The sequence below is a fragment of the Acinetobacter sp. CY79 genome (assembly GCF_059515845.1).
Genome location: NZ_JCAKMY010000033.1, coordinates 1 through 22703, shown reverse-complemented (window position 1 = coordinate 22703; position 22703 = coordinate 1). Strand labels below are relative to the sequence as shown.

The 22703-nt window shown below is 37.7% G+C and carries 20 protein-coding genes and 1 pseudogene; 11 read left to right on the top strand and 10 right to left on the bottom strand.

Annotated features, from left to right (window positions below):
• Positions 1 to 99 precede the first annotated feature (99 nt).
• Positions 100 to 669, bottom strand: coding sequence for an elongation factor P (efp, locus tag AC5YCE_RS13005; protein WP_496126190.1), 570 nt, complete (start codon positions 667 to 669; stop codon positions 100 to 102).
• Between the two features lie 70 nt (positions 670 to 739).
• Here efp and epmB point away from each other — a divergent pair, with 70 nt between their 5' ends.
• The 3 genes from epmB to AC5YCE_RS12990 are packed head-to-tail and all read left to right on the top strand — an operon-like array spanning position 740 to position 5681.
• On the top strand, positions 740 to 1756 hold the full coding sequence (gene epmB / locus AC5YCE_RS13000) for an EF-P beta-lysylation protein EpmB (RefSeq protein ID WP_496126191.1): 1017 nt from the start codon (positions 740 to 742) through the stop codon (positions 1754 to 1756).
• Positions 1757 to 1767: 11 nt separating this feature from the next.
• Positions 1768 to 3525, top strand: coding sequence for a cyclic-di-GMP receptor FimW-related protein (locus tag AC5YCE_RS12995; RefSeq protein WP_496172317.1), 1758 nt, complete (start codon positions 1768 to 1770; stop codon positions 3523 to 3525).
• Complete coding sequence (locus AC5YCE_RS12990; protein WP_496172316.1) at positions 3507 to 5681, top strand: EAL domain-containing protein; 2175 nt, start codon at positions 3507 to 3509, stop codon at positions 5679 to 5681. The genes AC5YCE_RS12995 and AC5YCE_RS12990 overlap by 19 nt, the downstream gene beginning before the upstream one ends.
• A 124-nt stretch (positions 5682 to 5805) precedes the next feature.
• Here the strand turns inward: AC5YCE_RS12990 and rpmE are convergent, their stop codons facing one another.
• From rpmE to AC5YCE_RS12970, 4 genes are all read right to left on the bottom strand, one after another.
• Positions 5806 to 6030, bottom strand: coding sequence for a 50S ribosomal protein L31 (gene rpmE / locus AC5YCE_RS12985; protein ID WP_496126194.1), 225 nt, complete (start codon positions 6028 to 6030; stop codon positions 5806 to 5808).
• Positions 6031 to 6309: 279 nt separating this feature from the next.
• Complete coding sequence (locus AC5YCE_RS12980; RefSeq protein ID WP_496126195.1) at positions 6310 to 7281, bottom strand: bile acid:sodium symporter family protein; 972 nt, start codon at positions 7279 to 7281, stop codon at positions 6310 to 6312.
• A 216-nt stretch (positions 7282 to 7497) separates the two neighbouring features.
• Positions 7498 to 7899, bottom strand: a complete 402-nt coding sequence (gene gloA, locus AC5YCE_RS12975) for a lactoylglutathione lyase (protein WP_496172315.1) — start codon at positions 7897 to 7899, stop codon at positions 7498 to 7500.
• A 47-nt stretch (positions 7900 to 7946) separates the two neighbouring features.
• Positions 7947 to 10097 carry an AmpG family muropeptide MFS transporter gene (locus tag AC5YCE_RS12970; RefSeq protein ID WP_496172314.1) on the bottom strand — a complete coding sequence of 717 codons (2151 nt, stop codon included), beginning with the start codon at positions 10095 to 10097 and terminating at the stop codon, positions 7947 to 7949.
• A gap of 261 nt (positions 10098 to 10358) precedes the next feature.
• Here AC5YCE_RS12970 and AC5YCE_RS12965 point away from each other — a divergent pair.
• A pseudogene (locus tag AC5YCE_RS12965) lies at positions 10359 to 12825 on the top strand (Lon protease family protein); the annotation flags it as partial.
• A gap of 255 nt (positions 12826 to 13080) precedes the next feature.
• The gene (locus tag AC5YCE_RS12960; protein WP_496172313.1) at positions 13081 to 13770 is read left to right on the top strand and encodes a hypothetical protein; all 690 of its coding nucleotides are present in this window, start codon (positions 13081 to 13083) and stop codon (positions 13768 to 13770) included.
• Positions 13771 to 13885: 115 nt separating this feature from the next.
• Here the strand turns inward: AC5YCE_RS12960 and grxD are convergent, their stop codons facing one another.
• Positions 13886 to 14227: a Grx4 family monothiol glutaredoxin gene (gene grxD / locus AC5YCE_RS12955; RefSeq protein ID WP_496127221.1), complete on the bottom strand. Its 342-nt coding sequence runs from the start codon at positions 14225 to 14227 to the stop codon at positions 13886 to 13888.
• Positions 14228 to 14386: 159 nt separating this feature from the next.
• Here grxD and AC5YCE_RS12950 point away from each other — a divergent pair, with 159 nt between their 5' ends.
• Entirely contained in the window at positions 14387 to 15598 is a 1212-nt protein-coding gene (locus AC5YCE_RS12950; RefSeq protein WP_496172312.1) for an aspartate aminotransferase family protein, read from the top strand.
• A gap of 135 nt (positions 15599 to 15733) precedes the next feature.
• Here AC5YCE_RS12950 and AC5YCE_RS12945 read toward each other — a convergent pair whose 3' ends face one another.
• The 3 genes from AC5YCE_RS12945 to surE form a co-directional block, all read right to left on the bottom strand.
• Entirely contained in the window at positions 15734 to 16666 is a 933-nt protein-coding gene (locus tag AC5YCE_RS12945; protein ID WP_496172311.1) for a LysR family transcriptional regulator, read from the bottom strand.
• 95 nt (positions 16667 to 16761) lie between these two features.
• Positions 16762 to 17604, bottom strand: a complete 843-nt coding sequence (locus AC5YCE_RS12940) for a peptidoglycan DD-metalloendopeptidase family protein (protein WP_496172310.1) — start codon at positions 17602 to 17604, stop codon at positions 16762 to 16764.
• A gap of 98 nt (positions 17605 to 17702) precedes the next feature.
• Entirely contained in the window at positions 17703 to 18500 is a 798-nt protein-coding gene (gene surE / locus AC5YCE_RS12935; protein ID WP_496172309.1) for a 5'/3'-nucleotidase SurE, read from the bottom strand.
• A 107-nt stretch (positions 18501 to 18607) separates the two neighbouring features.
• On the opposite strand from surE, the gene AC5YCE_RS12930 reads away from it, so the two are divergent.
• The 4 genes from AC5YCE_RS12930 to AC5YCE_RS12915 all read left to right on the top strand — a co-directional run bounded on the left by AC5YCE_RS12930 (position 18608) and on the right by AC5YCE_RS12915 (position 21464).
• Positions 18608 to 18982, top strand: a complete 375-nt coding sequence (locus AC5YCE_RS12930) for an MCR_0457 family protein (RefSeq protein WP_496172308.1) — start codon at positions 18608 to 18610, stop codon at positions 18980 to 18982.
• Between the two features lie 179 nt (positions 18983 to 19161).
• A complete protein-coding gene (locus AC5YCE_RS12925; protein ID WP_496172307.1) occupies positions 19162 to 19551 on the top strand; it encodes an MCR_0457 family protein in 390 nt (129 codons plus the stop codon).
• Positions 19552 to 19685: 134 nt separating this feature from the next.
• Complete coding sequence (gene dacC, locus AC5YCE_RS12920; RefSeq protein WP_496127214.1) at positions 19686 to 20834, top strand: D-alanyl-D-alanine carboxypeptidase PBP5/6; 1149 nt, start codon at positions 19686 to 19688, stop codon at positions 20832 to 20834.
• A 102-nt stretch (positions 20835 to 20936) separates the two neighbouring features.
• Positions 20937 to 21464 carry a gamma carbonic anhydrase family protein gene (locus AC5YCE_RS12915; protein WP_496172306.1) on the top strand — a complete coding sequence of 176 codons (528 nt, stop codon included), beginning with the start codon at positions 20937 to 20939 and terminating at the stop codon, positions 21462 to 21464.
• Positions 21465 to 21598: 134 nt separating this feature from the next.
• Here AC5YCE_RS12915 and AC5YCE_RS12910 read toward each other — a convergent pair whose 3' ends face one another.
• Positions 21599 to 22060, bottom strand: a complete 462-nt coding sequence (locus AC5YCE_RS12910) for a hypothetical protein (RefSeq protein ID WP_496172305.1) — start codon at positions 22058 to 22060, stop codon at positions 21599 to 21601.
• A 158-nt stretch (positions 22061 to 22218) separates the two neighbouring features.
• Between AC5YCE_RS12910 and AC5YCE_RS12905 the strand changes: the two genes are divergently transcribed.
• Positions 22219 to 22703 (top strand): transposase (locus tag AC5YCE_RS12905; RefSeq protein WP_496170869.1); only part of this gene is annotated, 485 nt, incomplete at its 3' end.

The following is a 22703-nucleotide window of genomic DNA, read 5'->3' as shown; positions in this document are numbered from 1 at the left end:
CAACTCTACTCTTCTCATTACCCCATTCATCTAAGACTTTGGCATAAAAAAAAGGGATGATTTTCATCACCCCTTCGATAATAGTCTATACATCAACCATTATGCACGCTCTAAATAGTCACCCGTACGAGTATCTACACGAACGCTTTCTTCTTGCTGAACAAACAATGGAACACGTACAACAGCACCTGTTTCAAGTTTCGCTGGTTTACCACCACCGCCAGAAGTATCACCACGCACACCTGGATCAGTTTCAACGATTTTTAAAACAACAAAGTTTGGTGCACTTACAGACAATGGAACACCATTGAACAGCATAATTGTGCATTTTTCATTTGAATCGTCTTTCAACCATTTTGCAGCATCACCCATTGCTGTTTTATCAGCAGTGATTTGCTCAAAAGTAACTGGATCCATGAAGTTCCAAAGTTCGCCGTCGTTGTAAAGGTATTCCATTTCAACTTCAACGATATCCGCACCTTCAAGTGTTTCATTCGATTTGAACGTTTTTTCTAATACTTTACCCGTTTTAAGGTTACGTAATTTTACACGGTTGAATGCTTGACCCTTACCAGGTTTCACATATTCATTTTCCATGATTGAACATGGGTTGCCGTCAAGCATTACTTTAAGACCTTGCTTAAAGTCATTTGTAGAATAATTGGCCATGGAAGGCTCGCTCCAAACTTACTAACTTAAATCTATTAATGCTAGACTAGCATCATTTTTTACACGTGGCATGATAAACTATTTGTATCAAGAGCAAAACTGGCAATCTCAACTCAGTCACTTAATTACTGATCCTTTAGAGTTGCTTGAAGTGCTTCAGCTTTCACCTGAACATTTATTATCAGGTGCAATACTCGCGTCTGCACAGTTTAAATTACGTGTTCCTCGTGCATTCGTCGAAAAAATGAACCGTGCTGACCCATTTGATCCCCTACTATTACAAGTTCTACCCCATCATTTAGAATTAGAAGAGCACCCTGATTTTGTCACTGATCCCTTAGATGAGGAAGCAGCGAATCATATTCCTGGTGTACTGCATAAATATTCTTCCCGTTTTTTACTGACCTTAACGGGTGCGTGTGCGGTACATTGTCGTTATTGCTTTAGACGCCACTTTCCCTACCAAGACAATCTACCAAAATCCGATGATTGGTTAAGTATTCAACGCTACCTAATAGATCAAACTGCGATTAATGAAGTGATATTGAGTGGCGGTGATCCACTTACCCTGTCTAATCGCAAACTGGCTCAATGGATTGAAAGACTTGAATCTATTCCGCATATTCAAACGTTAAGAATACATTCTCGTGTTCCAATTGTGATTCCAAATCGTATTGATGATGAGCTGATTACCTTATTAAAAAACAGTAGGCTACGTGTTATTCTAGTGGTACACTCGAATCATGCTGCTGAACTTGATGATTTCACCTGCTCAAAACTCAGTTTATTGACCGAGCACAATATTTTAGTGTTAAATCAAGCAGTCATACTTAAAGGCGTGAATGACTCTGCTAAAACCTTAATTAATTTGAGCTATCGCCTTTTTGAGGCGCGTGTTATGCCCTATTATTTACATGTATTAGACAAGGTTAAAGGCGCACAACATTTTGATTTAAATGCTAAAGACATTGATCAGATTTACAAAGAAGTTTTGGCAAGTTTGCCGGGGTATTTAGTTCCGAAACTCGTTCGGGAAATTGCGGGAGAAAAAAATAAAACACCGCTTTTTGGAGTTGCAACATTTTAGAGACTCATTCAATGAATCAATTAAAAATTTCTGAAATTTTTCATTTTCCCACAGTATTATCCAGAGAAACATTGAGTTTTTCTGAAGCGAATGTTGAAGCACTTTCACAATGGGCTTCTTCACTTTCAATTATGCAATTGGGTGATACTTCAGAAGCAGTATTTAAAGCATTGTATGAAATTGCTGAGTTAAATTGTTCTGAAACTTTAAGATTTGATTTAATTCAGACGCTCCATCCTATTATTGAAAATGTCTTAGTAAGCCTTGAAAAAAACTTTCTCAATCAAGGCTTATTTCATTCAGATCGTAGTAAACATATTATTGAATTGACCACACGTCTAAGAACTTATTTTGCTGATATTTACATTGATATTGCACAGCGTTGTGAGCAACAACTAAAACAACAAAAATTTTCATTGTTTAAATTTACCGAAAAAAAGAATCTTAAAACTGCGCGCATTCTTTCAACATACTATGCACTTGAACAGTTGGGACTGTTATTGGTTCAGCAGCAAATGCTGTACAGCTCTGCCCTGTCCAAACAGTGGCTGATGACACATACACTGTATGACTTAGCGCTTAAAAACCAAGAGTTGCTGATTAACATTAATCAATTGCAAGGCACAAATTACGCTATTCGCAATATTCAACAAGCTTATGTTCAAGTTTTATTACTGGAAATTTTTAATACACACCAGATTCGTCCATCTGAAATTTATGCTCTGTATCAATGTAGCTTTGACTGGGCGCAGATGATAGAAATTGCTCCTCGAGAAAATTCGTTATCACGTTATATTATTGATCGCACTAAAGACCATCCCCCAGTCTATAATCGTAAACAACATGAAAGTTTCAAACCCGATCTTTTTATTTCGACACAGACCTTACTTGAGCATATAAATCTTACTATTCAAAAAGACAATGAATATTTGTCCAAAAATGAAAAAGTCTATTTGAGTGCGCCTTTAAAATTTCATGTACAAAACGTACTGGGTTCAACCATTGAACGTCAACATGAGCGCTATGAATATTCAGCGCAACTACACATGTGTTTTAGTTTATTGGCTGCTCATTTTTATTTGTCGAAAGCTAAAAACTTCGATGAAACGCTTCAGCTAAATCATCATTATGATCTGCAATCTGAATCTAATATTCATGCCAAAATTGCAAATGTTCAAGATGTTTCACTGAAGAAACAGGTTCAAGTCTTAGATCGTCAAGCTAAGCAGCTCTATCAAAGCCAAGTTTTGGACATCAGTATCAATGGTTATCGCGTTCGCTGGTCCAATAAAGAAGCGCCTCAAAATTTACGGACGGGCGAATTTATCTTAGTCAGTGAAAATTTCCAAAATAAATGGAAAGGCGGGGTCATTCGCTGGATTAAACAATCGGTGAATAAGTCTTTTGAATTAGGTTTAGAAATTTTAGCTCAAGATATTTATCCATGTGCTGTAAAAGTACTAAATGACCGAAGCAATGCGAATTTCCATCCTTGCCTACTGGTACAGGTTCAAAATTTAAATAAAAACGAACGTTCTTTAATTTTACCAAATCTACCTTTCTTTAAAGAACAGCAAGCAATTTATTTGCGCTTAGGCGATCAAGACATTAAAGTGTATCTTATTAAAACACTTACAATTACACAAAGCTTTGCACAATTCGGTTTTGAACTGATCAATGACGAGCAACAACCTTTAATTGATCAGTTTATTCAGCAACAATCTTTATTATCAAATAATCAGCAAGATGTATGGGAAGCATTAAAGTGAAAAATTTATTGTTATCAAAAAAGCTCAAACGTTCAGAAACGCGAATTCTGATCATTGATGATAATCAAATTCGCTTTAATGAAATTGAAGCTATATTTAACAAACATAGTCACTCAATTAAAACATTATTGCTGGATGACATTAAGAATTTTGAAAAACAACTCAATCAAACTTGGGATTTGATTATCTTTGGTCGTGCCTATGATATTCGAATCGAACAAGCTTTAGCGCTGATTCAAGCAACCTCCGAAGTGAATACACCTGTTCTTTTGCTTGAACGAGATAATTATTCCAAAGAACAATATCAGTCTTATATTCATAGAGGAATTTATGACATTGTGAAAACCAATGATCATGAAGCCTTCTACATTAGTGCTGTTCGAGCACTTTCATTCAGTCGTGCCTTACAATCACAACATTTCCTACTTGCTGATTTAGAAAATGCTAAACTCCAGAAACAAGAGTCTGTGATTGAAAAAAATAAAGCGATTGCCGTCATTCAGGAAGGCATCCATGTTCAAGCGAACGCAGAGTATCTAACACTTTTCGGTTTAGCCCATGAAGATGACATTATCGGTATGCCGATATTGGATATCCTTCAACCTAAAAATGTGAACGATTTTAAGACTCGTTTTAAAAAAATCTCGCAAGGTCAATTTGAATTCGGTCGTTTTGAAATTGAAACAGTGAATGTGAATGCTCACTCCAGTAATCCTTTGAAACTCGAGTTCTTAGCAGCTCAAGAAGAAGACGCTTTACAAATCACCGTTGAAACAGAAATTTTGACTCAAACCATCAGTTCTACACATGCTGAGCCGAGTCAAAACCAATCTGTGATTCAAAAAATACAGCGCTTCATTAAGAACCAACCAGCCAATGCAAATGCACTGGTTATATTTAGTTTATCAAGTTGTCCTGACAGTATTTTAAGTTCTGATTGGTTTACCTTTAAAAATTACTTTGAAAAACTCTCAGATTTCATTAAAGAGCAGACCAGCTCAACAGTTTTTAAAATAGAAACTGCATTGTATGCGACTGTTTTACAGGCTGAGTCTGAAGAAGTTCTGACATCACGCTTAACTGGCTTATCATCACTTGAAAAACCGCAATTGGTTGAAATCGGTGATCAAATCTATCAACAAAGCGTTCGTTTAGGGTATAGCTTCTTTGATCTTCAACAACTGGATGACGGTAACTTTTTCAATTTAATCGAAACTGCTTACAATACTCGTCTACCTCAAAATACTTTGAGTACAAATATTTGCTTAGACGAATTAGATACACCCTCTATTCCAGATGTTACACCTGTGATTGCAAAGTCAACGTCACCAAAACTTTCACTTGAGCCAATGAGTAATCAAGCTGAATCACAAAGTTTTGTTGAACCTGTCATATTTAATGAATCACCTGTTTTAAGCCAAATTCAAAAAGCTTTAGACAAAGGTGAAATTTTATTAAAATATCAGCAGCTTTATGACAAACAAGATACCAATTTAAATACTTATGAAGTCACCAGTGGTGTCATATTTGAAAATAAATGGACTAAACTCGGTAACCTTTCAGAATTAGATCTAGATCAAGCACTATCGATCAAAGTGGATCGTTGGATCATGGTAGAAGCGTGTAAACAATTACATAATTTTATTACTCAGTATCCGTCTGCCAAATTAATCATCAACTTAAACGGTCACACGCTTTTAAATGATCGACAATTATGCTCTTTGGTATCCAAGTTAATTACCATTGTCGGTAGCCACGAAGAATGTCCCCTCATTTTACAATTCGATGAAGACGATATTTCGAAGAATTTAATTGAAGCGAAAAAATCTATTGAGATGTTACGTGATCATGGCGCTCAAATTTCAATCCGCGGATTTGGCAATGGACTATCATCTGAAAGCATCTTAAAAGATATTTCTATCTCATACGTTAGATTAGATGATCATTTCACTGAAATGCTAAACAACGATTCAGGCTTACAAACAGTTCAAGAGAAATTGGAGCTATTTAAAGAAATCCAAGATGTTGAATTCATTCTGCCAAACCTGAATGATATGGGCACATTTGCAAATGCATGGAATGTGGAAGCGCGTTTACTCCAAGGTGATTACTTCCAGAAGAAACTTGATCATTTAACCGATGTACAAGACCAATAAAGTCTTGTTTAGCATATGACTTACAATATTTAATCAAATTTTAAGTCATTGTGTGCCTCATGTTATACACAAAGATGAGGCACAAAAAAACAGGCAATTGCCTGTTTTTTTTGATTTTGCAGTATTAACGTTTGATAGAACGTGACATACCAGCAAAACGTTGTTTGAATTTGTCGATACGACCGCCAGTGTCAACATTCTTCTGTTTACCAGTGTAGAATGGGTGGCAAGCTGAACATACGTCAAGATAAAGAGTTTCTTTACCAAGAGCAGAACGAGTTTCGATTACGTTACCACATGAACAAGTAGCAACTAAAGTTTGGTATTTTGGGTGAATATCGGCGCGCATGGTCGATTCTCCATAAGAGTTAAGAAGGTTTAGCTGTCATCGCAATTGATCACTCTCAAATGAGGAAAGCACATTAATTTGCATTAATGGCAGATCAACACCACAACAGACCATTCTTTTGGCCCACCGAGACGGATACCGTCAGAGCTAAGCACAACAAGTTGGGACATATTATAGCGGATAATGATCTATTAATAAATAGATCCCCTCTTCTCAGTTCAATCTAAATCAATGCTCAAAATTTTCGATTCAGCTATCGACTAATGAGTAACGAATCTCCTAATTTTGATCGCTTTGCTTTGACCAATAATTCGCGATCATCCCACAGACCATCAGTTGAATTTGGTGAAAGATCATAATCGGTAATAGAATCATACCGATGGGTTGCCCTATAAATAGAATCTGTGCCATAGGCACGCCACTAGCCAAGGTCTTCTTGGATCCACAGAAGAAAATAGTTTTCTGATCAGCACTATTAAAACCCAACCATCTAGGGATATAAAGGCTCAAAAACATAATCAAGGTCAATAAGACTGAACAAGCAAGAATTAATAAAAACAAGGTAGACATACTGACTTTTGACCATAATCCTGCAACCACTGCACTACTAAAAGCGCCATAGACCACCATTAAAATAGAACCTTGATCAAATACTTTGACGATCTTGGGCTTTTTTTGCATATATGGGAAAACATAAGGTCTGAGAATCTGCCCCAATATAAAAGGCACCAATAATAACAAGGTGATCTGTATGATGGATGATGTTGGATCAAAGCCATGACTGGTTTGCCCCAATATAAAAAAAGCCACCATGATCGGTGTAATAAACATCCCTATAATATTTGAGAATGATGCACTACATACTGCTGCGGCTACATTACCGCGAGCCACGGAAGTAAAGGCTATTGAGGACTGCACTGTCGACGGTAGAAAACACATAAACAAAAAGCCCCAATACAGTTCTTGTCCAAGCATGGGCACTAAAATCGGCTTGGCTAACAAACCAAGTAGGGGAAACACTGCAAAAGTAAGAGCAAAAACTAAGCTGTGAAGTTTCCAATGTGTTAAACCTTGCATGACGGCTTCACGAGATAACTTTGCGCCATGCAAAAAAAATAATATCGCAATCGCTGCAGTAGTAATTACACTGAAAATTCCAGCTGCTTGCCCTGAAACAGGTAAGATACTCGCAAGTATGACCATCACAAATAAAAGTATGGTAAAACGATCAAGTGCCAATAGCTTTAACATCACATCATCCCTAATTGTTCTTTACTCACTTCAATTCAAACAGAGTAGAACTGAATCATCGTTTGATCGCATCAAGTTTAACAAACAACCATATCAAAAAACCTTTAAATAAAAACGCAGTGAGTCTTTCAACTCACTGCGTATCACTTTAGCTTGTTTTAAATATTGAATAATATCAAATATTTAATAAAAATATCACTAAAATCAGGTCTAGACTTAGTTATCACGTGCAAATTTATCTTGTTGAATTAATTCGACCTTATAACCATCTGGATCTTCTACAAACGCAATGACAGTCACACCACCTTTCATTGGACCTGCTTCACGGACAACCTTACCACCGCGAGCTTTGATCTGCTCACACGCTTGATAAGCATCGTCTACGGCAATGGCAATATGACCATATGCATTGCCCAGCTCGTAGCTTATAGTGTCCCAGTTATGCGTTAACTCTAATACAGTATTGTTTTCTTCATCACCATAGCCCACAAAAGCCAAGGTAAAGCGACCTTCTTCATAATCACGTTTACGAAGTAAAGTCATACCGAGTACTTCAGTATAGAATGCCAATGAGCGCTCTAAATTGCCTACACGTAACATGGTATGTAACATACGCATTAAAATCACCTATTTCCAAAATTAAGTTTTAAAATAAAACTCTAAAATTAAGAATTTTTCATCTGATTTAATAACTTAGCTACCCAAACCACTAAAAGTAAAATCGGTAGACCCATTAAGAAAGTCATGAAGAAAAATGTTGAATATCCAAAGTTTGTAACAATTGTACCCGAATAACCACCGATCATTTTAGGTAATAACAGCATTAACGAGCTAAAAATCGCATACTGCATTGCCGTGAATGAAACACTGGTTAAACTCGATAAAAATGCAATAAATACGGCTCCAGCCAAGCCTGATGCCATATTATCGAAAATGATGCCCATCACCAGCCAAATTTTGCTATAAGGGACGATAACTTTTCCTTTTAATTCAACATCGTCAGCACTAGTCAGATCAACCGCTGACAACTCCGCCATACTCATTCGTGATTTTGGCTGTACATTTTGATGTACTGTGAATGCATGTGTGGTCTGTAACGTTGTTTTCTCTTGATTAGATTCGATGGTTGCAAGTGCTTCAAGTTGTTTCTGACCATCAAACTGTGTACCGGGTATCACCACACTCCAGCTATTTTTATCGATTTTGGCATCTATCGGTTTTTGATCGCCAAATTTGACTTGCACCTGATTTACCTTATCGCTTTCAGATACATTCGAGATCAGACCTCGAACAATCACATCTTTCGTTCGCTCATCTTGATACAGTTGATTATCCCCACCAATCGCTTGTACATAAATCTGAGCAGGTTGAGTCGCATCAAAGGTTTGTACAGGGATTGCCAATTTTAGACTGTGATCAAAACCATCCGGTTGTGAATACACCTGAATCTGATCTACATTTTGGAAACTTGAAGCAGGCAGTTTTAACGTCCAATTTCCCACTTCATCGGGCTGAACCTTTAAGCTGTGTTGCCCTACTTGTAGGTTGACTTCATTCATTGAAGGACCCGATTTGACCAGTCCTACAAAGATCAAATTAGTGGTACTTGCGATAATGGCACCGACCAACATCATTTTCATGATGTTAAAACGCTGTGCCATTAAGCCGCCAAGGAAGCCACCTAAAATCACAAAGAAGATCGCAAAAAACTTGTTAAACCAAGCTATTTCTTCTTTATCAAAGTTCAAATCTAAATAGAATAAATTTGCAACGACACCTGCCACGATATCTGAAATACGATAAAAACCAATCAGCAATAAAATGGCAAAGGCGATTTTAATGCCATAGCGTTTAAAGAAATCTAAAATCGGTGAAAGCCACGTTTCGACGACAATTGTTTTATCAATGATTTTTGAGCTAGTGAGACCGAATACCACGACTACCGCAGCCGCAATACTGGTAACAAAGCGTATGACTTGAGCGACAAAACTTAAAAAGGCATCATCAATCTTAAATTGATCTATCAAACTGCCGACTTGAATAAAGCTAAATACAAAAATGACCGTCGACACAAAAAATACAGTGATTAACTGCAAATAATTTTTAGTCGTATATTTGTCCTTTTTCCCCTCAACCACTGGCTCATGAATTACTAAGGTCGTGACCAAACCTACAATCATTAATGATGCCATTAATAGATAGGTAGATTTCCATGCTTCATAGATATAGTTCCCCATTGATGTGCCAAGTGATGCTGCAAAGAGTAATGCACCTAACTGCGTAATAATAGTCGCTAAACGATAACCTGCGTTATAGGTTGAAGCCAAAACCGTTTGCACATTGGTATCTTGAGTTAATTCAATACGATAAGCATCTACAACGATATCTTGAGTAGCAGATGTAAAACCTAAAAATACGGCTGAAAGTGCCATAAAGGTTAAACTTGGAATCGACCAAATATCCCCGCCATGTACACTTGGATCTGTAAATGCCATCATACAAATCGCAACAGTCACCAAAATCTGCGAGACGAACAGCCAACTTCGACGCTTACCCATTTTTTGAGTTAAATAAGGCAAAGGTAATTTGTCGATCAAAGGTGCCCAAATAAACTTGAAGGCATAAGCCAAAGCAGCCCATGAAAACATGGTAATGGTTCCACGTTGAATTCCTGCCTCACTGAGCCAAAATGATAATACTGAGAAAATCAGAAAGATCGGAATCCCAGATGAAAAGCCCAAAAAGAGCATGATCAAAGCGCGACGATCTAAAAATGCGGTAAAAGCCGATTTCCATCCGGAAGTGTGTGATGTCATTGCGTTATTATTTTCAGCAAAATTAATTAATGCTATTCAACTCTTTAATGGCAATGGATTCAATATTTTTTATGCAACCATTGTACTGATTTGCATCTTTTTCCTGTAACTTTACTTGATATTTTTGCTTAACCCTGTATACCTTTAATTTTCAATTGTACTTTATAGTTTTGGATTTCAACTGTGACCGAAAGACACGATCAAATTAACACTCATGCTTTAGCCAACATCACATCACCAACTCCAACAGCAGAAATTGTTAATCCTTTTCCCACAGTATTTGAACAAACGGAAATTCAACACACTTTGAGTCAAACCGCTTTAAAACCTGAACAATTGACCCATATACCCAATACAGCAAAAATCCCAGCATCAACCAAAAGAATTAAACCGCTGAATAACTTTTTGGGTCAGGATCGTGCAAAGGCTTCTGTCGAGGCAGGCATTGCTTTGCCTTATTCAGGGTACAATATTTTCGCTGTCGGTACTGCAGGCTTAGGTAAACGCACCATGATTAAGCGTTTACTGCAACAACATGCCAAAACCATGGCGACACCAAGTGATTGGGTCTATGTCAATAATTTCAAATTTGCGCGTAATCCAATTGCCCTTCAGTTTCCTGCTGGACAAGGTGCTAAGTTTCAAACCATGCTCCACCAAACATGGCAAATTATTTTCAAACAATTAGAACGTCGTTTTAGCGCAGAGACTTATCATAATCGTATTGAAAAAATTCGTGTTGCAACAGGCAACGAACAGCAATCTGCGCTGATTGAATTAACCAAAGAAGGTTTAGAGCTTGATCTCAAACTGATTAATCGAGACGACGAACACTGTTTTATTCCGACTCACTATAAAGATGACAAAGTGCAAGAAATGTCTCAAGAAGACATGAATGCATTATCAAGCAAACAACGTTCTGAAATTGCAGCCAATATTCGCTACATGGATAAAAAGCTTGAGCGACTAGGTCTACAAATTGGGGATTTAGAAGATGAAGCCCGAGATTTAGTGTCTGAACTGAATCGCGAAATTGCGAAGCAGGTCATTATCCCGCGCATGGAATTAATTTTAAGTAAATTCCCCAATATCGATGGCTTAGAGCAATATCTAAAATTTTATGCCGAAGATATGATTGATAATGTTGAAACGGTATTAGAGCAAGAAGAAATTGATTTCTCTCCATCACAGTTCAATCGTGTTCCTGCACGCTATCAAGCCAATGTCGTGATTAGCAATAAAGCGAACTCTGGTGCACCGGTTATTTTCGAAGATTTCCCAACGCACTATAATTTATTGGGTCATGTTGAACAATTGACGCAAACCGGGACGATCAGTACAGACTTCAGCTTGATTCGCCCGGGTACATTACACCGTGCCAATGGTGGCTTTTTAATGCTTGAAGCTGAGCAATTGCTAGAACAACCCTATGCATGGCAAGGTTTAAAACGTGCCTTGAAATCAGGACAACTCAAACTCACCTCTTTAGAACACATGCTGACCTTAACAGGTAGCATTTCTATTGAACCCGCATCTATCCCTTTAGATGTTAAAGTGGTGCTACTCGCAGAGCCTGAAATTTATTATGAAATTTTAGAAGTTGAACCAGAGCTGGGTAGTGTCTTTAAAATCCGTGCAGATTTTACCGATACATTACAACGTAATGACGAAAATGAACAAGCTTACATGCATCTGATTGCAGACTATGTTCAGTCAGATAAGCTTCTACCATTTGACCGATCAGCTTTAGCTGCACTGCTTACGGATTCTAGCCGTCAAGCCGAAGACCAAAGTTCATTGTCATTACATGCTTCGACTTTAGGTGACTTGATACGTGAGTCGCATCATCATGCGTTTAAGGCGGGTGATACTATGGTCACTGCCGAACACATCAATACCGCCCTCAAACATCGCCAATACCGCTTAGGTTACTTGCGCGAATTGTATTGGCAGGATTTATCTCGTGGTACACAGTTGATTGAAACCCGAGGTCACCGTTTAGGTCAAATCAATGCCCTATCTGTCATTCACTATGCGGATGTAGAGTTTGGTTTACCTTCACGCTTAACGGCTTCGGTGTATCAAGGTGGTGGCGATATTCTGGATATCGAACGTAGCGTTGAACTGGGCGGATCTTTGCATGCTAAAGGCGTGTTATTGATGTCATCTTTCTTAAAAGCACACTTTGGTCGTGAACAAATCCTGCATTTCTCTGCTGCCCTCGCCTTTGAACAAAGTTATGGTCAAGTCGATGGTGATAGTGCAACTGTTGCAGAACTGTCTGCACTTATCTCTGCAATCAGCCAGCTTCCAATTGATCAATCATGGGCGATTACAGGTTCGATGAACCAGTTGGGGCAAGTACAACCGATTGGTGGCGTGAATGCAAAAATTGAAGGCTTTTATGACGCTTGTAAACTTCAAGGCTTAACGGGCAAGCAAGGCGTGATTATTCCTAGGCAAAATATGGATCACCTGATGATTCGTCAGGATGTGATCGATGCTGTGAACGCAGGTCAGTTCCATATTCATGCCATTACCAATATTGCGCAAGCACTCGAAATTTTGATGGCGCGCCCTGTCGGTACACTCGATAAAAAAGGTCGTTACACCAAAGGTTCGATTTTCGCGGCAGTCATGGATCAATTGGAGTATTGGCAAGCCATTGAAGATGGTGCTGAAATTGAACCACCCAAGAAAAAGAAAAAAAAGAAGAAGAAAAATAAAGACAAAAAGTCTGATGCTGATTCGACTACAAACTCTGAACAAAAATAATGTTCAATGCTGTTTAAATAACCCTTAAGCATGATTTAATAATAAGCCCTGAACTTTTCAGGGCTTTTGTTATTTTTTAAGGCGAAAATAGTAAATAACAAAAAATCATTGAGTTAATTTTTGACTCTAACAGAACTTATTTTAAAAAATTAAATTTAACTTAGCCCTGAATTAAACGCTAAAACCCAAATAAGAATAATGGTACGTTATGAATAACTTAAATCATTTGATCAATGAAGCGATTGATCTCGAACACATTAATCTTAGTGATGAAGCTTTACTGATTAATTTAAGAGAATATTTTAAACATGATGCTGAGTTTTATCAGCATTACCATCATGGCAATTATCAAATTTTAGATGTACATGATATACAAGCCTTTTTTACTTCAGGACTCAAATACGTCCAATACAATAAGCACCATTTACAAGAAAATGATGTTCACAAGTTAAACATTACAACGCTTTATAAAATGTTGATGGTTCTAGAAGCGAACAAACGTCTTCATCAGCTCAATCAACAGCAACAACATATATTGAACAAGTTAAATTTCTTTTTTGATTGGGATGATTCCACGCTTGAAACGATTGCTCAAGCGACCAAGCCTCGTATTTATAAACTGATTAAACCCATTGCACTCTTACTTATTCCTATTTTCTTCATCTGGCAATCCACATGGAAGCAGCCCACGATTTATTATGCTTCTGGGTTATTTTTATTTGCATTGATGATCTTCATTCTGCTTGGTCTTGTTTATGCTCAGCATCGCTATATGAAAAGTATGCCTGATGAATATAAATTCTATTCACCTGAAACGGTTATGCAACTCTTTGACCATAAAATTAGCGGCAATAATACCAATAGAGTTAAGCAAGAATTAGCAGGTTTTTCACATTAAATTTGATAACTACGATTTTTCACATACTTTGATTAGCAATCACCATTCGCTATTGCTTCATTAAAAACACGTATAAAAAAAGCACCTGATCGGTGCTTTTCAATTCACGTCTGAATTATGCTTCAGGCGCTGCGCTGTATTGTTCAATGAGGGTTTTTAATTCGCCCGTTTGGAACATTTCAAGCATGATATCGCTACCACCAATCAACTCACCATTGATCCACAATTGTGGGAATGTCGGCCAATTTGCAATTTGTGGCAATATTGCACGAATATCTTGATTTTCCAAAATATTAACATAAGCAAATGGACGACCAATTTGGCTCAACGCTTCAACTGCACGTGCAGAAAAACCACATTGTGGGAATTGCGGTGTGCCTTTCATATAAAGAAGCACTGCATGTTTAGCAATTTGATCGCGAATTAACGCTTCTGTGTCACGCACTTGTTCAGTCATTGATTAAATCCTCAACTTATCTGCGTGCATTATACCTAAATCCACCTTAAAGAGTATGTCTTGCACATTTTTTCCAGTTAAATTTACATTTGGGCTTTTAATCTGTTTCATATTTTGATTAGATTAACTTTTCCTTCATTTCACAGATAAGAGTTTGTCATGAACAATATCACTCTCGCGCCAATACAACCTGATCAACCGACTCATTTGATGCCTGTATTCAGCCGTCAACCGATCAGCTTTGTTCGCGGTCGAGGTTCTTATCTGTATACAGAAGATGGTTCAGAATATCTGGACGCCTTAACAGGTATCGCGGTTTGCGGTTTAGGTCATGCTCACCCTGTTTTGGCTGAGGCGATTGCAGAACAAGCAGCGACTTTAATTCATACCAGTAACATTTATGAAGTGCCTTGGCAAACGGCTGCAGCGCAAAAGCTGGCGAAAGTTTCAGGTATGGAAGAAATTTTCTTCTCTAATAGTGGTGCAGAGTCTAACGAAGGTGCGATCAAAATTGCACGTAAATATGGACATATGCAGGGTTTAAGCCACCCTAAAATTATTGTTGCGGATCATTCTTTCCATGGTCGTACCCTGGCAACTCTTTCTGCAACAGGCAATAAAAAAGTTCAAGAAGGTTTTGGACCATTGGTTGAAGGCTTCATTCGTGTCCCTTTTGGTGATATCCAAGCGATTGAAGAAGCTGCTATTCAACATCCTGATATCGTGGCGATTTTAGTCGAACCGATCCAAGGTGAAGGCGGCGTGAATACTGCCCCTCAAGGCTTTAGCTATTTGGAAGAGATTCGCCAAATTTGCAATCAGCATAACTGGCTCATGATGCTGGATGAAGTACAAACCGGTAATGGTCGTACGGGTAAATATTTTGCCTATCAGCACACCAATATCATTCCAGATGTAATGACCACTGCTAAAGGTCTAGGCAATGGTTTCCCGATTGGCGCAGTGATGACTCAAGGGAAAGGTGTGGGCATTTTGACTGCGGGTAATCATGGTTCTACATACAGTGGCACAGCACTCGGTTCTCGTGTGGTGTATACCATTATTGATCTGATGCAAAAAGAAAATATCGTCGCGAATGCTGCAAAAATTGGGCAATATTTAGTAGAGAGTTTACGTACCCAACTTGAAGAGCAAAATGTCATCGTTCGTGGTTTTGGCATGATGATTGGAATTGAATTACCAAAAGCATGCGGTGAGTTGGTTGATATTGCTCGCACTGAACACAATTTAATTATCAATGTGACAGCAGGCAATGTTGTTCGTCTACTTCCAGCATTAAATATGACGCATGAGCAAGCGGATGATTTATTAAAACGCTTAGTGCCTGCAATCAAAAACTTTTTAAGTTAATTCTTTAGATTATTCCGATGTGATTTAGAGATATAAAAAAGCCGCATGATGCGGCTTTTTTATGCGCTGAATATAAATTATATCTATATTCAGCGATCTAAGTAGGTCTACCATTTATTGAGAGTCTTCTTGTTATTAAGAAGCTTCTTGATAGATACGACCACCAGGCAATTGTCCAAAATACTGTTTTAAAGCATCTAAACAACGATGGATTTTCATTGGTTGTTGTTCACGCTTCAAAGTCATTGCATTCAACGTATACGTCGGCAATTTCCATTCAGGTAATACTTCAACCAAAGTGCCGTTCACTAACTCTTTTTGCACATCCAAATACAGTAAACGCGCAATACCATGACCACTTTGACACAATGATTTAGCCACGAAAACATTGTTGGTTTGCAAACGATGTTTCATTTCTAAATCAACCGTTTCGCCTGTAGAACCATGTTCAAAACTAAAATTTTGATAGTTTTTCATGATGTTAATCGGAATTAAATCATGATTGGTTAAATCTTCAGGTTTTGAGATCGGTAAATTCTGATTCAAATAGCTTGGTGAAGCCACCAACACCTGATCTACACGTGCCAATGGCGTAATCAATAAATTATTTGATTCTTCAAGTTTTGAACACATGCGAATAGCGATATCAATTCGCTCTTGAATTAAATCAATAAATTGATTCTCAGCTTCAAAATGAACCGTAAGTCCACGATGTGCCGAAATCCAATGTGACAATGCTGGAACTAAATGCGTAGCACCCAGCTCAGGCGTAGTCGCAATGCGTAGGTCCCCAACCAAATCATCTCTTAATTCATTAATTCTAATCTTGCCACGCTCAGCCGCAGCAAGCATTTCTTGGCAACTGTAAAAAAAAGCTTGACCCGCTTCTGTCAAACTTAATCGTCTTGTAGAACGATGTAGAAGTGTGACTTCCATTTCTTGTTCTAGGGATCGTATCTGCTGACTTACAGCACTTGTAGTAATACCTAAATCACGAGCGGCACCACTAAACGAGCTTTTTTCAACAACACATGCAAATACACCCATTGATCTAAGTTGATCTAACATAAATTTCCCTCTGAAATTATGAGATGCTTCACATTTTAAATATGAAAGCAACTCATTGTATTATACGAAGAATTTTTAAGTTTGCATCAACTATCTTAATTGATTGGTAAAATATTTGCTGGATTTATAGGCTTACCATCTAAACGAATTTGAAATTCAAGCATGGTGCGATTTGTACCACTCGAGCCCATTTCTGCTATTTTTTGTCCAGCAACCACATTTTGACCACTTTTCACAAGCATCTTACTATTATGTGCATACGCTGAAATATAGCCATCCATATGTTTTACAAGGACTAAATTGCCGTATTCTTTTAAGCCATCAGCCGCATACACCACTTGACCATTTGCAGCAGCCATCACTGGATCACCGACGTTCCCACCAAAACGAATCCCCTTCACATTCGCTGCATTGTTAAAGTTTTCTAAAACGACACCATTCGATGGTTTCACCCATTTTAATGAAGATGAATTTGATGAGGGGCTCACTGGTGTTGCAGGTGTAACTGTACGAGTCGTCGTAGTCGTTGGTGCTGTCACAGGCGTTGGCGTAGTCTGAGTATTTGGCAATTGAACATTCTGACGTTTGATTTGTGAGTCTTGAGCTGCCAAAGGTTTCACAGCCATTGTGCGATTGCGATTACCACTTTGTTTAAGACGAATCGATTGATTGACATAAATTCGATATGGCGGAGCAATATCATTCATTTCCGCGACACTGATATAGCTCAAACCATAACGATTGGCGATACCACTTAAAGTATCACCCGAACGTACAGTATAGAAATCAGGCGCTTTTGCATAACGTGCAGAATTGTTAATTTGTGGCTTAGAAGCACAGCCCGTGATTGCAAATACAGAAACAACTGCAAGGGATGCAAACAGCGTTTTAAATGACATCTTATGGGTTAAAACATTCTGTCGTCGAGCCAAAAGCATGATTTCCTCTCTCTACAATCTAAATTTGAAACTGAATTTCGCCTAAGATTAGCAAAATTAATCAGAGTTTCACTGATTAACGTTGCTTTTTCACAAACTTATAACATTGTCTCGACATCGGTGCTCTTTTCTGCAATTTGATCCTTCAATGTATCCAAAATACTGTAGTTGGTTGCGTCAATTTGAATCGGTGTAATACTGACATAACCATTTGCCAGCGCAAAGAAATCTGATTGAATATCCATTAAGCTTTTTTTCGGATCAACTACAGACTCTCCAGTTAATCCGATCCAAAAGACTTGACGCCCTCGCGCATCGACCTGTGTGGTGATCGGTTTGTTTTGTAAGCGTTGACCTTGATAGGTCACTTGAGCACCTTGAATATGTTCAATGTCTGGAATATTGATATTGAAAATATGACGTGGTGGTAAAATGGGTAATCCTTTGGCAATAAAGTCATGCACCCACTCTGCCGCACGTGCATATTGCTCTGGATGTTGATACGACCTTACTTCAGAACCTGCCAAAGACACCGCAAGCGCAGGCTGTTTCATTAAACGTCCTTCAAACGCTGCACCGACTGTGCCAGAGTAAAGTACATCATCACCCAAATTCGCCCCACTATTCATCCCACTCACTACAAGATCAAACTCAAAATCAAACATGCCATTCATGGATAAATACACACAATCAGCAGGTGTGCCATTTACAGACCAAATATCTTCTGCAATTTGAATCGGACGTAAGGGGCGATCTAAAGTTAAAGCGCTTGAATAACCACTTCGCTCACCCTCAGGTGCAACCACAATGACTCGTCCCAACTTTTTCAAAGCATGGGCCAATGCTTGGATTCCTGGTGCAAACACACCATCATCGTTCGAAATTAAAATATTCACTGTGTATAACCTAAGTTTGCGTCGTTGATAGATTATATGATTGGAAAATATTCAACAACTCTATATATTTAGCACACTTTAAAACAATATTCCAAAGGGTTAAAAAAGTGTTAAATCGCTCACTCATTCGCTTTGCTTGTATAACAACATTCACTTTTCTAAGCAGTACTTTAGTTCATGCAAATTTAATTTCTCAAGCAGAACTCGATTTAGTGGTCAAAGAAGATATTGCCGCAGCTCAAGTACTGAATGAAATTTGTCCTGCTTTGGTCACCGATACAACTAAAATCCAACACGCTATCGCTCAATTTACTGAAGAAAGTTTAAAACAGCTCTCTTCGGGCGCTATGAGCTTAGAGCAATTAAAACAAGATGCTGAATATCAAAATGCATATAAAGAGGCCTCAGCTGAAAATAGTGGATATTCTCAAGAGGAAAAACAGCAAGGCTGCAATGAACTCATTTCTTCAGTCTCTGAATAAGCTTTGACCATATCAAAGTCTTGATGATGATAAAGCGCTCTCGTATTTGTAATCATTGAGGCTGATTGTTGGTTATAAAACGTCACAAAGCCTACAGCTTCTATACATTTTCTCTATTTTTTCACCATCAAAAGTGTTTATTCTATACAAATCATTTAGTTATAAATTTTGAGCATCCAATGCATAATAAAATCGTGAAATTCTTTTCGTTTGGTCTTCTATCTGCATCATTGGCTTTCAGTGCGAGTGCATTTGCTGAGAAAAAAACTGAAGCTTCTGCTGAAAACATCGATGTGACTCAAACCACCATTACTAAGGATGAATTAGCAGCGATCTATGTACTGTCAGAAATTTGCCCTTCATTGATTAAAACCGATGATAAGTTCGATGCAGGTTATGCACGATTATTAAAAGACTATTTACCGCAAGAAAAGTCACCCAAAACGGCAATTAAAACCACAGTTGAACAAGCCAGTTTTAAAACCGCTTTAGCTCAAGCGCGTGCTGATGTCAAAAGTGCTGGCGACAAAGTGAATACGCAAGTCTGCAACGATGTGAAAGATTACTAATCTTTAGTCATCACAAGCATGAATTAGTTACAATTCGACTGAAAATAGCCGACTCTCCCCGTAGCAGTCGGCTTTGCTTTGTCCTAGAATGCAAAGCTGATTTTGCCGTTCACATAAGATTGGAACTACTTAGAATGACCCGAAAAAGCGCCATCGCTGCATTATTACTATTACCATCATTTTCTTATGCAGCAACTGTTTTATCTACGCCACCAGAACTCAATAACAAATCATATGTTTTGATGGATTATGAAACAGGGCAAATCCTTGCTAGTAAAAATGAAAATGAGAAACTTGCTCCAGCGTCAATGACCAAAATGATGACCAGTTTCATCATCGAACAAAAACTATTGAATGGTCAGTTGACTGAAAATGAAAAAGTTCGTATGAACGAGTCTGCATGGTGTCGTGGTAGTAGCACCGAATCATGTATGTATGTTCCCTTGAATGGCACTGCGACTGTTTTAGAAATGTTACGTGGCATTATCGTTCAATCAGGTAATGATGCGTCTAAAGCGATGGCTGAGCACATTTCAGGCAATGAAGGTACATTTGCCCATGAAATGAATAAAGAAGCGAAACGTATTGGCATGACCAATACCAGTTTTGTAAACTCAACCGGTATGCCTGCTGAAGGTCATTATTCAACAGCAAAAGATATGGCAACCCTTGCGCAACATATCATTCATGACAGCTCTAAATACTATCCAATTTACTCTGAAAAAGAGTTTAGCTTTAACGGCATTAAACAAGGCAACCGTAATGCCCTGCTTTATACTGATCCAAGTGTAGATGGTTTAAAAACAGGTCATACTGAAGAAGCTGGATACTGCCTGACGACGTCTTCAAAACGTGGTCCAATGCGTTTAATTTCTGTGATTTTTGGTGCGCCATCTATGCAAGAGCGTGCTTCACAAACACGTGAAATTTTAGCTTGGGGTTATGCAAACTTTGAAACGGTGAGTGTTCAACCTGCGAATCAAGAAATTGCGAAATCAACAGTGTGGTTTGGTACTGAAAATGAAGCGAGTATTGGTCTTGCTGAAAAATTCAATGTGACCATGCCGAAAGGTCAAGCCAATGCGATTAAAACTCAAATTTCGGTTCAACCGAATTTGAATGCACCGCTTCAAAAAGGTCAAGTGGTGGGTAAACTCACTGCGACTTTAGATGGTAAAGTGATTGCTGAGAAGCCTTTGGTTGCGCTACAAGCAGTTGAAGAAGCAGGTTTCTTCTCTCGTATGATTGATCATGTAAAACAGTTCTTTAGCAATTTATTCTAAGTCTGGTTTAAAGCAACAATTTTAGACCTAAGTTCAAGCATCTATATTTCGATATAGGTGCTTTTTTATTTATACTGTCTTTAAAATTATGGATTTTTCAGCATGAGCCACAACATTCGCCCTTATCTTGACACTTTTCCGCAGACGGATGACACGAATTATATCGACCCGATGTCCGTGGTGATTGGCGATGTGGTGTTGGGTGAAAATGTTTCTGTATGGCCCTTTGCTGTGATTCGTGGTGATGTCAATCATATTCGTATTGGTAAAAACTCGAATGTTCAAGACCATTCGATGTTGCACGTGAGTCATAAAAAAGCCGATAAACCTGAGGGTTCACCGTTGATTATCGGTGAGGATGTCACTGTCGGTCATCATGTGAAATTACATGGTTGTACCATTGGCAATCGTGTGCTTGTCGGAATTGGTACGATTATTTTAGATGATGTGATTGTTGAAGATGATGTGATGATTGGGGCGGGTTCACTTGTTCCACCGAATAAGCGTTTGGAAAGTGGTTATTTGTATATGGGAAGTCCAGTGAAACAAGTCCGTAAATTAACTGAAAAAGAGTTGGCGTTCTTACCTTACTCTGCTCAGAATTATGTGAAGGTTTCAGGGAATTATTAAATCCAAACTTAATAAATTCTTAAATCTATTAGGAATTATTGAAATGAGATAGAAACAAATGTTCTATCTCAAAATGCTAAAATTACTTATGAACCTCAATTAATTAAATATTATGGAATCTACAATTAAACCCATTAACTAGTTAATAATTTTTTTAATGCATTTATTGCCTCAAGAGCATTGGTATTGGATGCCTCGAGGATATCATCTTCATGAGTTTCTTCTCTATTACCCTCGATAAAACCTCTTTGATACTCACTTGAAGGTTTTTTCAAAGTTAAAAGATCATCAATTTTATCTAGCAATTCTATTTTATCTCTATAATCAGCCAAAGAAATATTATTTTGTACTCGATAAGAGTCTTTCAGCTCCGTTAAATTCTTATAAACATCTTGAAGTAACTTAAAAATTTCATGTAAGTATTTTGATTCACGCTTGTATAAATTTTCATATTGCGATTCATGATAATCATATTGTGCTAAATATAAATTTTCTGATACTACATATTGTTTTTCATCAAAAAACTCTAACTCTTTTTTCAACAATGTATTGATATACAATAATCTTTTCCTTAATTCAGAAAAATTATTTAGCATGTTAAATTCATTTTCTTTTTTATGTAAAAATATCATCAAATAAATTACGACTATTGTATTAATAATAACCCGAATCGCGGATAAGAAATTGACTTGAAAAATAAGAGGACTAGAGCCATCAGTTGAGTTACCACACAAAACTTAAAACTCTAGTCCCTATGTTTAATAGTACCGAATTATTCTGTTTAATTGATGATTTCTTTCTTAAATTTGAAGCAACCTATTGGAATTTCCTTAAACAAAGTCGTCGTTTCTCAAGAGTCCGAACCGCTCACTTGAGTATCTCAGAAATCACTTTTATTGCTATCTGGTATAAATGTTCTCATTTCACTAATTTCAAAGCCTTTTTTACATGGTTGAAACAGGATAAAAATCATTTATTTAAAAGCTTACCCTGTTACCAACGGATGATTCATCTGATCAATAGGCATCAATTAGCTCTACACGCTTTACATGTGGCACTGATGAAAGGTCAAGGTACACAATATTTATGGATTGATTCAACAACTTTGCCAGTTTGTAAAAATCAACGTATTCAGCGTCATAAATCATTAGTCCAAATTGCATCACGTGGTAGAAGCTCAATGGGCTGGTTTTATGGCTGTAAATTACATATTGCGATGAATCAATTTGGTGAAATTGC